The organism is Nostoc sp. DedQUE12b (genome assembly GCF_034530835.1).
Lineage (GTDB): Bacteria > Cyanobacteriota > Cyanobacteriia > Cyanobacteriales > Nostocaceae > Nostoc.
The window spans coordinates 1-14,222 of record NZ_JAVRCI010000128.1; the positions used below are offsets into that span (position 1 = coordinate 1).

A 14,222-nucleotide genomic window follows, 5' to 3' on the forward strand; every position below is an offset into this window, starting at 1 on the left:
GCTTTTTTGTTGTCAGCCTCTTTCTGAGATTTCTCATAATCGACCTTCTTGCTGTCAGTATCTTTCTGAGATTTCTCAGTATCAGCTTTCTTGCTGTCAGCATATTTCTGAGATTTCTCATAATCAGCTTTCACTAGCTTTGCTAGTTCATCTGTCTGGTTCATCTGAATAACTGATTTTTTATATGCTTCTCTGGCAGCTTCTAAAGGTGTTGGTGCGGGTGCTGGTGAATTTTTGTTGTTGTTGCCATTATCATTTCCTGCCTGTGCTTGAGGCATTTGCGATCCTACAGCTAAGCTGAATGATAATAGGCCACAGGTTATATAGCCAACTATTTTTTTTGAATATGCTTGAGACATGTAAATCAAACCTCTGTGTCTTAAACAAGATATGGAAAAACTCTTAATAATGATGTTGATATGAGTGCTATTAAACATCACTAACTAATCTAAAATGGCACAAAAAGTTTAGATTTAATACTATTTTGTTAAACTTTATCTAAAATTTAATAGAGTATAAATAAATGAGTTTACCGCAATTGTTTTACAATAATTCAGTACTTTTACTATGAAAAGTTTTTGCTTAAAATACGTAATTGTCGTAGCTTTAATTGAAAAATTAAATCTTTGCTTTAAAATTATAAATAAATTACTTAAGTAATCTTGATAGACTATTTTGAATTAAATTAAAGATATTATTCAGGAAGTCGATTGGCTATGAGTTTACAATACTTTAGGGGAGGCGATCGCCTCCCCTAAAATTAAATATTCACGGTAGTAGTATACAGTGATTATACTGAATTTGCTTATCTACGCACCCAACCATTGATAGTAAATCGACTATCTCCAAAAGCTTGAGAGGGACAATTCACAGGCAGTACTTCGTGCATATAACGACTGAGGAAGAATACAATGCTGTTGTTGCGAGGTTCGACTGTTTTGAATGTCTCAGCGTTTACATATAGGTTATTTTCAATTTTGCTGTCGTAGATCAGCAACTCTCCACCAGAAAATGATTTTGGTTCTTGATAAAAGTAATAAACGTATGTTAGTTCTCTAGTATCAGTATCTGAACTGCCATTATCATTATGAAGTTTGTAATAGTTACCATCATTATGTGCAGTGAGTTGACTTTCAATTTGTGATACAGAAAATGATGGTAAGTTTAATTTGCTTATAATATCAGGAATCATTGCTTGAATTCTCTTTAATATCAGTTCGGAAAATTCAGCAAATGAATAGACAACCATTGATTGGCGGTAGTTAACATCGTTGGTAGAAGTATTGCTTGGCAAAAAATCCGACTCTTTTTCTAGGACGTATTTGAGTAAACTTTTGTGTTCTTCTGGTTTAAGAAAATTATCTATTTGTATATAATCAGAAGCCAAAATATAATCATTTTGCAATTGTACTTTCTCTGATTGCTGTACAAAGATTGGGGGTTCTGTAACCACGCCTATAAGATATTCGCTAGGAAAACATAAAACCGAGCGACCTTCATCGATGGGAATTTGGAATAAATTGTGTAACTCAGATTCTTGTTTGTAGGCACGAGCTACAACTGTTGTTAAAAGGCTATGCAGTACAGGTGCATCCGATTTTAAATAAATGGTGTATTGATGTCCTCCAGTTAAAAGAAGCTGTACTTTGACATCTTTCGACTCAAATTGCTGTGAAGCTAATTGCATATATATACCTTTCTTTCTATAATGTTGATAAATGAGATAACTCTAAAATTCATTCTGAAAGGTTAATACAGTACTTACAGCAAATTTCAAGTTGTGAGGTACACAAGCTAAGTCTGTTACCCAGATATAGAGCGTGTTTTACTTCTGAATTCTAAATTTTGCTGTATAAAATTAATTAAGAACAAGTTCAATGCTTAAATCCTGATACGTTATTAAAATTTATTTTGTGAATAAATTTAATTACTGTATCAGCTATAAACAGAAAAATACCATTAATCAATTGTTCTAACACGTCTTTTATAATATTGTCATTCAGCAAATTCCACATAATCCGATAAAGCTTTGGCAAAGAGTAAAGCAAAAATATCTATTGTTTTTAATAGAAAAGGCCGTAGTTAATAGTAACTACGGCATTTTCAAGTAGAAGTTAAAAACTTATTTCAGCATTTACTGGGAGTCAACGGCGTATTCAATCAGTTTGGCAAGGCGCTGACGTAAGGTTTCTAATCCTAAGCGCTGACTTGCAGAAATAAATACGGCGAGGGGGAATTCTTCTCTAGCTAGGGCTAGTGTCTCACTATTAGCTTGATCGATCTTGTTAAAAATCACTAGCGCTGGGCCAGGAGTTATTGGCATTTGTGCCAAAATTTCTCTGACTGAGCGAATATGACGCAACCAAGCTGGGTGAGACAAATCTACCAAATGTAGTAGGGCATCGGCTTCTGTGACTTCCTCCAAGGTGGCGCGGAAGGCATCCATTAATGATGCAGGCAGTTCATGTATAAACCCCACTGTATCTGTAATCAGAATTTCCTGATGTTCATTTGTTTCCCCATAAGGAATCGCCAGACGGCGCGTGGTGGGATCGAGAGTGGCAAATAACTGGTCGGCTGTATAAACTTCTGCATTAGTGAGAGCATTCAGCAAAGTGGATTTGCCAGCGTTGGTATATCCAACTAAAGCGACTGAAGGAACTTCTCGATGCTGTCTTCGTTGCCGTAACCGAGAACGATGGGCCTGCAACTGAGTTACTTCTTTTTGCAGTCGGGATATGCGCTGGCCAATGGCACGGCGTTCAGTTTCCAGTTTGGTTTCACCAGGGCCACGAGTCCCAATACCACCACCCAATCGGGACATGGTGCGGCCTCTACCAGCCAGTCGCGGTTGCATGTATTCTAACTGTGCTAGTTCTACCTGCAACTTACCGGCACGAGATTGAGCGCGTTGGGCAAAGATATCCAAAATTACTTCGGTGCGGTCAACTACCCGGATACCAATTTGCATTTCTAAGTTGCGGACTTGGGAGGGTGAGAGGTCGCGGTCGAAGACAACGAGGTTAACTCCTAGTGTTTGGGCAGTTAGGGCAATTTCTTGCACCTTACCTTCGCCAACTACGGTTTGAGGATGAACGCGCGATCGCTTTTGTTGTATTGTCTGTAATACATCTCCCCCAGCTGTATCAACTAACCGTGCCAATTCCACTAGGGTATCTTGGAATTGTAGGGGAGTCATCTCACTAGTCATCAGCCCCACAATCAGCACGCGATCGTGGTCAGCATCTACTTCCTGGGCGATAAATTCCCGCTGGAATTCCGCTTCCAGATTTTCTACCAAGTCTACTAAATCCTGGTCTGCCAGATCGTCCAAGTCTAGAGGTGGCGATATATTCCAACTTGGGGATTGGATTTGGCTCTCCCCTATCTTGGGAGCAGCAGGACTAGTAATCAGGGTGCGAGACTCTTGGGGTGTCAGATGAGCTAGATAAGCTTCTTTGACATACCCAGTCGCACCGCCTCCCCGCCGTGTAAATCCGGTTCCGGTAATATTTAGGACAACTAGGGCATCTAACCGTTGTAGTGCCATAGCCGTAAGCGCCGCTTCGTTGGGCGGTTCTGGCTTAAGATGGGTGGCAATACAACGAATACCACTGAGTCGTTCTGCACCGTAACGGGGCAATTCCATCGGTGGTATTTGCGTTTGGCGTGGTGTGCCTACGCCGACGCGAATCACTTGTCCGCGACGGTTGATGTAGGCGCACACAGGCTGATTGACTTCTGTGCTAATTGCTGCCAGACGCTGGGAAAACTCAGGCGTGGTGATGCGATCACCTGGTATGCGCTGGTGATACAGCCGCTGTAGTTGCTTCAGCTGGCTGGACTTCAGACCTTGGAGATTTCCAAAAATAGTTTCTATAGGCGTTTATGACCAGTTAAATGGCCCCCCGAATCCTTATAGGTCTATTTTACAACAGGGTTTAGGCTCCTATCTCTCTCCTTTGAGGGATGCGTTGTGAATTAGTTGACGTGAGTTAACTTTATATTTAGTAATGTATCATGGACATCGCTTTTAATTTGAGTTAGTATTTCAGTGGAAATAAGATTGCGATCACTATTGGAAAATTGCTTATAATAATGTTTCTGTGAGCGCTGATGTTGTTGATATTAAAGACATTAAATCAGCGTCTAATACCAATCATCTTCAATAAACTTATCCACATCTGAGTTAATTTTTCCCATCCGAATTTTTGCAGCATACTAGCAATAACTTGTTTGTTCTGACAGTTGAACTGCTCTATCACAAATTTAGGGTTGATTTCAGCAGCTTTATTCATACTGGCAAATCCTTCTTTACGGCGACCCAAATTTGTTAATGTAATGCCCCGATAATACCAAGCCTCGTGTTTATCTGGTTTAAATTTCAGTGCTTGATCGTAGGATGCGATCGCTTCTTCATTGCATCCTACATTCCTTAATGTATTGCCTTTGCTATACCAAGCTGCGTGGTCATCTGGTTTAAATTTCAGTGCTTGGTCGTAGGATACGATCGCTTGTTCATATTCCTTAGCAGCAAATAGTAAATTTCCCAGTTCAAATACTCGTCAACGGAGTTCAAAAGCTCATTAACGGAGTTCAGAGGTTCATTAATGGAGTTCAAAGGCTCATTAATGGAGTTCAGAGGTTCATTAACCGAGTTCAAAGGTGGATGAACGCACCTCAAATACTCGTCAACAAAAAAACTACTACGAAATGGGAAAATCTTTACTTCCCTATTCTTATAAAAGAGAAACTGGGGTTAGAGTCTTGCGCCAGTGCTTCACTGCTGTTTGTAATTCTCCCGACAACCAGCTATCAAATTGCGGATAAACTGGCAAACGGGGCATTAATTCCCACCCCGCGGGCTGTAAAATTTCTCTTAATGCCTGTTCCTGAACATGAGGATAATCAGGATTGACTTCATCTTTTGGCCCTATTCCACCCAAATCTCGCGCACCAGCTTCGATACAAGCGAGTAACCATTGGTCATCTTTAACTAAATTCGGCGGAATTTGAATAGTAATATCTGGCGGTAAAATCTGACGTGCTTTAGCAATTACTTCTGGTAACTGATGAGGGTTAAAAGGTGGTGCATCAAAGGTTTGCTGATGTCCTGGACTATGAGGTTGCAAGATAACTTCTTGAATGTGGTGATAACGTTGATGCAGTTGAGATATAGCTGTTAATGTTTCCCACCAATCATCTATAGTTTCCCCAATTCCCAATAGTAACCCAGTTGTAAAGGGAATCTGCAACTCTCCCGCCCATTGCAATTGTTGTAAACGGACTTCTGGTAATTTACTCGGTGCGTGCCGATGTACACTATTTAACAATGTTGGCGTTAACTGTTCCAACATCAGCCCCATAGAAACATTCACACGCTTAAGCTTTTGCATTTCTTCAAAACTCAGTGGCCCTGCATTTGTGTGAGGTAAAAACCCCATTGAAAGCGCTAATTCACACAAATCATAAATCCGGCCAAACCAGGCCTGACGCTTTGGCGAATGGGGATGTACTTCACCGCTAAGTATGAGGATTTCACAAACTTTTTCGTTTTGAAGTGGTTTTAAAATACTGTCTGCATCTGAAATACTCATCCAGGGACTTTTACCCGGTTCGCTGCGAAAGTTGCAGTAGCTACACCGATTAAAGCACTCGTAAGTGGGAACGATTGTATAAGCAGGGCTATAAGTTACAACACGAGAATTATTAATTAACATAAATAAGCAGAATAAATTTGCTCTTAGTAAGCAGCTTCAGACTTATTTTAAGGGCTGGATACACTGACTACAAACCTTTAATTATTCACGCCCACTTAATTTATTAGAAAAACAAGAACTATTTTGCTTTGTAAATTTCTGGTAACTGCCACCAAGGAATATGAGGATACTCGTGGTGTTCTTCGTGGTAGCCGAAATGATAGCACGTGATAAATGACCACCAAATTGGACGGCTAATAGTTTGGGCACAATGAGGCTGAATATAGCCTCCGCTTGGTTCGCTATGTGGAAGGAAAGTACCAAAATAAAATAATTGGAATGAACTTAAAAGCGAAGGAAGCACCCAAAAGGTTATTAGATTAGCATGAGGTATATGAAGGATGCGATTAGCAAATTGATAGATAAGAGTCAGAGCAATAATTTGTCCCCAACTCCAGTAACCCTTCATAAAATTAAAATACCAAGCAAAGAAGTTTTTGTGTTTACCATTATGAAAATCTGGGTCTATTTGACTTGCTGGATTGTGGTGATGTACCCAATGTTTTTGCAATAATTTTTGATAGGGTAAAAGACCATAAAGGGATAGGGTCAATGTTCCAATAAAATGATTAATCTTGGGGTTTTGGGGAAATACTACCCCATGCATAGCATCATGAGATGTAATAAATAATCCGGTATATAAAAATGTTCCCCATAATATAACAGGCAATAACATCCAAAATTTTAGCTTGGAGATATCAAGGGTAAGTAATAAACTCAGGCTAATCACCCATGCGCTAACAATGACAATAGCAATATAAAGCCCCTTAAACTGAGATTTACTTCTCACTACTGGAGTCAGTTTTGTTTGATGACTGGGTGGTTGTTCTAACTGGATCACGCTTTTACTCCGCCTAGCATTCAGGTGAAAATTCCAAAAATATATATAGTTATGACAAAAACAACTAACCGAGAAAATCTGTTAGTGGTCAATGTTTTACACTGGACAATACCAATGCTCAAAAGTATGTATAAATATTAAGATACTTTAACTAGTATTACACAAGCAACTGCTAGTCTAAAAACTGTTTTCGGTTGGAAGGTTGAGTGATACAAGTAAAGGCACTGGAAAAGTTAGTATCTACTATAACCAGTGTCTTATCTTTGATACTTTGGATATAATCTTAGCCTGCAACAAAGATGGTCAATAATTAGCGGGGAGTTTAGGAGACGAGATGAAGTACGTCCCGCACTACGCTATAACCATTGAGATCCCAAAGTAAGTAAGCTAGAAAACCGATCATAGCCAAGCGACCGTTCCAAAGTTCAGACTGAGGAGTTAGCCCAAGATCACCAGCATTGCGGTCTTTGCCATTGTATGCCGTCTCAGTTTTATCACTAGGATAAAGTGCCATTGTTAAGTTCCCTTAAGATGCTATTTACTTAGTTCATATTACTTAACTTACCTATTGGGCGCTATCTGTCTCTAGTTTCAAAGTAGAAGCTACTCTAAAGAATGAGATTTTAAGGAGTTTAGGAAATATTTATCTAACAAAAGTTCAATAATAGCTTTTATTAGCCTATAGCTCAGAGGTATTTTTACCAAATAATTGCTCATGAAAACTTGTCATATCACTAAAAAAATATTTTGGCTCTGAGAAAAAATCTAACGGAAGTTAGAAGGTTTCTGGAGTGTTCTTACCGAGATTAATAAACAGTAAATAGGTTTTTCAGACTTAAAGTATGACTCCTACGGTACTGATTACAGGTGCTTCTGAAGGCATTGGCAAAGCAACGGCTCTTTTATTTGCGCGGCAAGGATATGACTTGGTACTTGCAGCTCGTCATCCTGACCGTTTGAAGCCTTAGTGCAGGAGGTGCAAAGCATTGGCCGTGTAGCACCATTAACGGTTACTTGCGATGTCACTGACCCATCTCACTTTCATGGAACGGGCAGTTGTTTTTCGGGGCAAGGATGAGCAAGATACTCAAACTCGTCGTGGACAGCTTGAGAATGTGCTGAAAAATCCGGTGGTAGAGAAGCCTGAAGATGTGGCAAATTCTATCTGGGATGCAGTCAAGAATAAGAAGTCAGAAGTGATGGTTGGTTCTGCGAATTTATCGCAAGCTTTGTATCGCTTATTTCCTAGTTTGATAAAGTGGGTTTCGCGGCAAGGGTTGAAAAATCAAGATAATTAATTTTTGCTACCAGCACATTTTGCTATTGTTACTCACATTCTCGTTTCGTTACATAGTGGCGATAGCGAAACATTGCTTCTAGTTGGACTTGCACTAACCAACCACTGACAAATTCAACTGTTCCTCCGCCAGGCATAGAAAAGGAAATAGCATCAGTGAGCTTAGTTTTGCCAGCTTCCAGTTCAAATTCATGTCGATGTATCCAAGATTCAAAAGGCCCAGATATCTGTTCGTCGGTAAACAGGCGATATTTTTCACATTCAGTATGACGCGCTAACCAAGTTAAAGGTAATGGGCCGAGAAATAGGCGAAATTCGGTGATAGCGCCCACGTTTAGCCCTCCTTCACGACGAACCACTTGGACTGGCTGCCAAGGGGGATTCAACAGTTGCAAAATATCTGGCCTTTCGTGAAATTTCCAAACTACTTCTGGTGAGGCATTAATTATTGAGGAATGTTTAAAGTGCAGCATGGAAAGAAAAAGCTAAAATTCAACTTTCGGACTCGGTGTCAATCTCGATATCTAGGGTATCTTCATCAACCCGCACATACAAAATATTTGGGTTACAACAAACTTGACAATCTTCAACGTAAGATTGCTGTCCTCCAGCACTCAAATCAATAAAAGTTAAGTTCGGTTCGCCGCAATAGGCGCAGTAATACTCAGCTGTGTTTTGCATCAAGTTTTCAGCTATGAATTCAATGGTATTGGGCACGGGGCATTAGAATATCGAATATTAACTTTTAATTCCCAGTCCCCAGTCCCCAGTCTCTAGTTCCTAGTCCCCAGTACTGGCTGTAATTCTTTTGGAGATGGATTGATATAACTTTGAGCATCAGCCAAATGCTTTAGTAGTGTAGACTGTGGCAGAGGCCCTTGCAAGTGACTCCAGGGTAATACTTGTTCTGTTGACCATTCGGCGTGGACATAGAAATCTAAGTCGGGGATTTGTCCTTTGAGTTGCTTGAAAGCACGTTTGTAGCTACCTAAGGAATCGCCAAAGTCACGAGTAAGTTCGAGGAGTTGGGAGAGTCTGCGATCGCCTCTCGATAACAAAGCCTGTATAATCGACCAATTATAGCTTTCTGGGCGAAATTCTATCCCCTGCGGTTTTAACTGTTTTTGCAAAAACTGCAACCGTTTTTCTGCTTGGCGATTCACACCAAACCATTGAAACGGCGTATGTGCTTTAGGCACAAAGGTGCTGCATCCGTATGTTAAGCGCAATCCTGGCGCAGCTTTTTTGATATTACGCATCATCGCCACGGTTTGTTCTAAATCTTCTGCCTCTTCACCAGGAATTCCTGCCATTCCGTAGAGTTTCAAGCTTTTTAATCCGCCAGCTTTGGCATTTATCGCCGCTTGGATAATTTCGTCGTTATGCAGCTTTTTGTTGACGATTTGGCGGATTTTTTCAGAACCACTTTCTACAGCAATGGTAAGCGATCGCGTGTCTCGTTTTGTCAAAGTTTCTGCTAACTGGACTGTTACAGTATTGGTTCGCACTGAGGCAATACTGAGACGGACATCATCATATTTTGGCTGACTAATATAATCTAGCAACGCCTCAAATTCTGGATGTTGAGTTACTGAAGCCCCTAATAATCCTAGCCGATTTGTGACTTCTAAACCTTTGGCGATCGCTGGAATTAATGAGCCTTCCAGACTGGCTGTTCTAAAAGGCAGTGTGAGATAACTCGCCAAACAAAAGCGGCACATTTCTGGACAACTTCTCACCACTTCCACCATGTAAATATTTTCCCATGCGGCTTTTTCGGTGACTACAGTAGAAGCCGATAGTGTATTTCCCCGATAAGTTTGCTTTTGTACCACGGCGGGAATTTCGCAAGAAATTGGTTTAATTGATTTTACTTCACCATCTCTTGTGTGATATTCCACCTCATACAAACTAGGTACATAAATTCCTGGTATTTGTGCAAGTCTTTTGAGTTGAGTTTGTCTTGAGGCATTTCTTACTTCTTTATAAGCCTCAATAAAATTCCCTAACAGGCTTTCGCCATCTCCCAGTAAAACGACATCAAAAAAATCTGCAAAAGGTTCGGGGTTAGCAGTGAGAACTGGGCCACCACCAAAAATTATCGGATGAGAATCATCACGAGAGGTTGCCCGAATCGGAATTTCTAAAGATTCCAGCAAATTTAGAATATTCACATAATCCAGTTCCCACGAAATAGAAAATCCCACAATTTCCGGCTTTCTGGGGAGTGGTTCGTGAGTATCTGTAAACAGGCGACTCACCTGCACATCATCACGCATTGCCAAGGTTGCCCAAACTACCTGATAGCCAAGGCTAGTGATACCTACGCTGTACTCGTTGGGAAAGGCGAAGACTATGGGGATAGCGTTGGTGTCTGGGGTAGTAGGTGTAAAGAGAAGGCGTTCAGAGTCAAATACAGATGATGTCACAGGTGTTTGTTAGAGACACGTTTATCTATATTTAATTTTAAGCCATAGAATAATTAAGTTAAAAATCAATGTTATGGCGTTAGCAAGAATAATTGGCAAGGATTGTAAATAAATTCCATAGATTAGCCACAAAAAAACACCACTTATGAATGTAATCAGCGTCACCAAAGAAACATCTTTTGCTGATTTTGTTTGCCATGTTTTAAACATCTGTGGCAAAAAAGAGATTGTGGTTATTGTGGCGGCAGCTAATCCTATAATTGTCAGAAAATCCATGTGATGCAAACCTATAAAATAAAGTTTTTATTAGTTAAAAAACTTATAAACTGATTTTTATTATCCTGTATCAATGTCTTCTATTTTACCTTTTAACGTGAGTAATAAAGTATAAAAAAGAAAAAGGGAAATGAGTTTGACTCTGTTCCCTTCTCCTTTAAGCTCTACGCTAATCATTAAATCATATATGATTGACACTAGCAAAAGCGATTAATTATTCACGGGATAACTGCAATAGTAAAGGCGTGAACTCTTCTGATGATAATTTGGCAAATTGGACATGAATAAATCTGGTCATGTTGGTAGTTTGGTGATACAAGCCAGTTTATCTAGCATTGTCTGACGATTTTTTGAGATAAGACTTAGCCCAAGCATATCGTTGTGAATCTTTTTTAAGTAAATATTCTGCTGCTTCATGTCGTTTATTCTCATCTTTTGTACTCCTGACTACTCGTTTTCTCTCATTATCTATATCTTCAGGTTTAGCACCGCGTTTTATTGCTTTTTCATACCAATAATCTCCTTTTGCATAGTCACTTTTGTCATAACATATAGCACCCATTAAGGTATAAGGTTGATGACTATGAGGGTGATACTCCATAGCTTTGTTCGCACAAATCTCTGCATCAGCTAAGTTATCCATATCTCTGAATGCTGCACCTCTAGTAACTGAAATTGCTGACTTTAGCTTGCTTTCTTTGATTTGGTTTAAGTCTAATTTAGTAAGTTTTAATGCCTGTTCAGGTTCATCTGCTTTGCGCCAATAACTACTAACGGTGGGAATATCCCATTTATTTCCAGTGCGGTGAAATTCCTGCTCATAAAACTCTGCTTCTAGCCTGTAATACGCAAGAGCAATTTTCCCGCCAGGAGATAATAGTTCCTCTTCCATAAGCTGCAAAACCAACTTAGGATCTAGCCGTTCTTTTTTCTCTAATTTGACCATGATCGCGTAAAATGGCTCTAGCGCAAGTGAAAGATATATCAATCTATATTTTCTCTTGAGAATAGCGAAGTGCTTTTGTTGAGCAAGAATAATGATATCTTCACGTCTATTATTTTGTAGCCAGTCAATTTCTGATTCATTAAGTAGTTCTCCTAAATCGATCTTATATTTTAGGGTAAAGGCGTATTTTTCATTTGCAATTTCTATAATCTCAGTCAGCTTGCGTTTTGTGAGAAAGTTAATATCCTGTTCGCCTAACTGATTAGAAAACTCAAGCCTCTTGAGAATTTTATACAGGTGACTTTTAGGCGATGAATCCTCATAACGAGTTACTTTATATTTATATCTCAAAGCAGCAAATTCTCGTGTTTGTTCCAATTCTTGAGCAATGATAATTGTTTCATTAAGTCCTTGCTGTTCTAGCCAGTTAATTTCTGACTCACTCAAATTATCTTTTGCATCAATCTTTTGCAGTATTGGATATAGTGGACTCGACAATGATAAATCCAGGTGTTTATTTGCTTGGTATTTATCTCGTAATTGAGCAAAGTGAGTTTCTTTTACTGACTCTTGTTGTTGAAAAATTTCTGCTGTTTCCAAGAGTTGGTTATTGAGCAGCCAATTATATTCAGAATCACTTAAACGTTCTGTAACCTCTAACTTTTTTAGTATTTGATACAGGAAACTATCAGGATATGAGTCTTGATATTGAGTAGCTTTGTACTGAGATTTAAGTTGAGTAAATCGCTTTACTTCTTGAGCAATTTGATTTGTTTCATATAAACCACTTCTTCTCAGCCATTGAACTTCTAAATCAGTGAGTAAATTTCCTGATTCAAGTTTCAAAAGTATGAAATACAGATGAGTAGATTGCCAGGAAACGTTATAATTTGTGGCTTTGTACTTAGACTTTAATTTAGAGAATTCAAATTCTAGATTTCTGAATTCTTGTACTTTATGTTTCTGGTCTTGCTTGATAGCTTCTAAAGTCTCCTTAAGCTGAGACTCTCCCAACCAATTAGATTCTAAGTCAAGGAGTTCAATTCCTAAGTCAAGTTTTCGTAGTATGAGATACAGCAAACTAGCGGGTAATGAATCTTCATATTGAGTTGCTTGGTATTTGGACTTTAAAGTAGCAAAGTGTTCTAAGCGATTTTGAGACTCTTTATTCATATTGCTAACAGATGCGATCGCACGTAGTTAAATGTTTTATCCGCTACTATAGCAATACAGATAAAAAAGGGCGAGTCAGACACTCACCCCCGAAGCATAAATATTTTATGAAAGTCCAAGTATAATCCCTACAACACCTTACACTGTCCATGATTTCTTAACAAATGGTCACACAACACCAGCGCCACCATTGCCTCCACCATTGGAACTGCACGCGGTAACACACAAGGATCGTGCCGTCCTTTCGCAGCTAATAGCGTTTCTTCACCTTCACGAGTTACTGTTTTTTGCTCTTTTCTAATTGTCGCCGTCGGCTTAAACGCAACTCGTAAAATGATATTTTCCCCGTTGGAAATTCCCCCCTGAATACCACCAGAACGGTTAGTTACAGTGCGAATTTCACCATTTTCATCAATATAATATTCGTCGTTATGCTCAATTCCGGTTAACAGCGTCCCGCCAAAACCGGAACCGATTTCAAAGCCTTTGCTAGCAGGGAGAGACATCACACCTTTAGCGATATCAGCTTCCAATTTATCAAATACTGGTTCGCCCAAACCTTTCGGCACATTACGCGCTACACACTCTACCACACCGCCGATAGAATCACCAAGTCTCCCAACTTGCTCAATTAATTCAATCATGCGATCGCTACATTCAGCATCGGGGCAGCGAACGATGTTGCTTTCCACTTGTTCTAAGGTAACGGTATTTGGATCGACTACACCTTCCAAGTCTTTGATGCGCTTGACGTAAGCGATAACTTCGACATTAGCAACTTGACGGAGAATTTTTTTAGCGATCGCACCTGCTGCTACTCTGCCAATTGTCTCACGCGCTGACGATCTACCCCCGCCTTGCCAATTACGAATGCCATATTTTGCATCATAAGTTGCATCCGCGTGAGAAGGGCGATACTTCTCGGCCATCTCGTCGTAGTCTTGGGAACGAGTGTCTTTGTTCCGTACCAAAATTCCTATAGGCGTTCCTAGTGTTTTGCCTTCAAATACACCTGATAAAATCTCGCAAGTATCGGCTTCTTTGCGAGGTGTGGTAATTTTACTTTGTCCCGGACGCCTTCTATCTAATTCTACTTGAATTTCTTCTGCCGAAATTTCTAGTTGTGGAGGACAACCATCAATCACAACCCCCACACCACCGCCGTGAGATTCACCAAAAGTAGTTATACGAAATAGATGACCAAAAGTGTTGCCCATGATCTTAAAGAAAAAGGATGAGGCTTATGTATTTTACCTAGAGTTTGTGCAAAAGTTAATTTTTATGCTTTGGCACTCGCAATGTTTGACGTATAGCCTTTACCTATACAAATAAGAAAGCGCCCTCCGTTACCAGAGGGCGCTTTCTCATTTAGCTAAACTTCAGAATTAACCGTTGATAGCAGGAGCAGTAAGAGCTACAGGAGCGGAATCGCCAGCAGCCAAATCGAGAGGGAAGTTGTGAGCATTACGCTCGTGCATTACTTCCATACCCAGGTTAGCGC

General features: G+C 39.8%; 14 protein-coding genes and 2 pseudogenes. 1 reads left to right on the plus strand and 15 read right to left on the minus strand.

The genetic code is table 11. From position 1 onward, the window contains the following. From RMY16_RS31715 to RMY16_RS31745, 8 genes and pseudogenes are all read right to left on the minus strand, one after another. On the minus strand, positions 1-359 hold a 359-nt coding region (locus RMY16_RS31715; protein WP_322739700.1), incomplete at its 3' end, for a hypothetical protein. 446 nt (positions 360-805) lie between these two features. Further along, positions 806-1,687, minus strand: a complete 882-nt coding sequence (locus RMY16_RS31720) for a 2OG-Fe(II) oxygenase (RefSeq protein WP_322739701.1) — start codon at positions 1,685-1,687, stop codon at positions 806-808. Between the two features lie 447 nt (positions 1,688-2,134). Further along, positions 2,135-3,880, minus strand: coding sequence for a GTPase HflX (gene hflX / locus RMY16_RS31725; protein WP_322739709.1), 1,746 nt, complete (start codon positions 3,878-3,880; stop codon positions 2,135-2,137). A 262-nt stretch (positions 3,881-4,142) separates the two neighbouring features. Beyond that, the gene (locus tag RMY16_RS33240) at positions 4,143-4,298 is read right to left on the minus strand and encodes a hypothetical protein (protein ID WP_416211725.1); all 156 of its coding nucleotides are present in this window, start codon (positions 4,296-4,298) and stop codon (positions 4,143-4,145) included. Positions 4,299-4,313: 15 nt separating this feature from the next. Then, positions 4,314-4,553 (minus strand): annotated as a pseudogene (locus tag RMY16_RS33245) (tetratricopeptide repeat protein); the annotation flags it as partial. A 186-nt stretch (positions 4,554-4,739) separates the two neighbouring features. Beyond that, positions 4,740-5,720 carry a 7,8-didemethyl-8-hydroxy-5-deazariboflavin synthase subunit CofG gene (gene cofG / locus RMY16_RS31735; RefSeq protein ID WP_322739702.1) on the minus strand — a complete coding sequence of 327 codons (981 nt, stop codon included), beginning with the start codon at positions 5,718-5,720 and terminating at the stop codon, positions 4,740-4,742. Positions 5,721-5,838: 118 nt separating this feature from the next. Next, positions 5,839-6,600, minus strand: a complete 762-nt coding sequence (gene crtW / locus RMY16_RS31740; RefSeq protein WP_322739703.1) for a beta-carotene ketolase CrtW — start codon at positions 6,598-6,600, stop codon at positions 5,839-5,841. A 322-nt stretch (positions 6,601-6,922) separates the two neighbouring features. Further along, positions 6,923-7,114: a chlorophyll a/b-binding protein gene (locus tag RMY16_RS31745; RefSeq protein WP_322666329.1), complete on the minus strand. Its 192-nt coding sequence runs from the start codon at positions 7,112-7,114 to the stop codon at positions 6,923-6,925. 328 nt (positions 7,115-7,442) lie between these two features. Between RMY16_RS31745 and RMY16_RS31750 the strand changes: the two are divergent. Continuing rightward, positions 7,443-7,898, plus strand: a pseudogene (locus RMY16_RS31750) (SDR family NAD(P)-dependent oxidoreductase). A 28-nt stretch (positions 7,899-7,926) separates the two neighbouring features. On the opposite strand, the gene RMY16_RS31755 reads toward RMY16_RS31750, so the two are convergent. The 7 genes from RMY16_RS31755 to RMY16_RS31785 form a co-directional block, all read right to left on the minus strand. Then, entirely contained in the window at positions 7,927-8,370 is a 444-nt protein-coding gene (locus tag RMY16_RS31755; protein WP_322666331.1) for an SRPBCC family protein, read from the minus strand. Between the two features lie 19 nt (positions 8,371-8,389). Then, complete coding sequence (locus RMY16_RS31760) at positions 8,390-8,578, minus strand: CPXCG motif-containing cysteine-rich protein (protein ID WP_012411100.1); 189 nt, start codon at positions 8,576-8,578, stop codon at positions 8,390-8,392. Positions 8,579-8,670: 92 nt separating this feature from the next. Continuing rightward, complete coding sequence (locus RMY16_RS31765) at positions 8,671-10,326, minus strand: radical SAM protein (protein WP_322739704.1); 1,656 nt, start codon at positions 10,324-10,326, stop codon at positions 8,671-8,673. Between the two features lie 21 nt (positions 10,327-10,347). Further along, a complete protein-coding gene (locus RMY16_RS31770; protein ID WP_322739705.1) occupies positions 10,348-10,602 on the minus strand; it encodes a SemiSWEET transporter in 255 nt (84 codons plus the stop codon). 325 nt (positions 10,603-10,927) lie between these two features. Then, the gene (locus tag RMY16_RS31775; RefSeq protein WP_322739706.1) at positions 10,928-12,721 is read right to left on the minus strand and encodes a hypothetical protein; all 1,794 of its coding nucleotides are present in this window, start codon (positions 12,719-12,721) and stop codon (positions 10,928-10,930) included. 128 nt (positions 12,722-12,849) lie between these two features. Continuing rightward, positions 12,850-13,938 (minus strand): chorismate synthase, encoded by a 1,089-nt coding sequence (aroC, locus tag RMY16_RS31780; protein ID WP_322739707.1) that lies wholly within the window; start codon positions 13,936-13,938, stop codon positions 12,850-12,852. A gap of 168 nt (positions 13,939-14,106) precedes the next feature. Then, positions 14,107-14,222, minus strand: a 116-nt coding sequence (locus RMY16_RS31785; RefSeq protein ID WP_292728576.1) for a photosystem II protein D1, incomplete at its 5' end; no start/stop codon positions are given.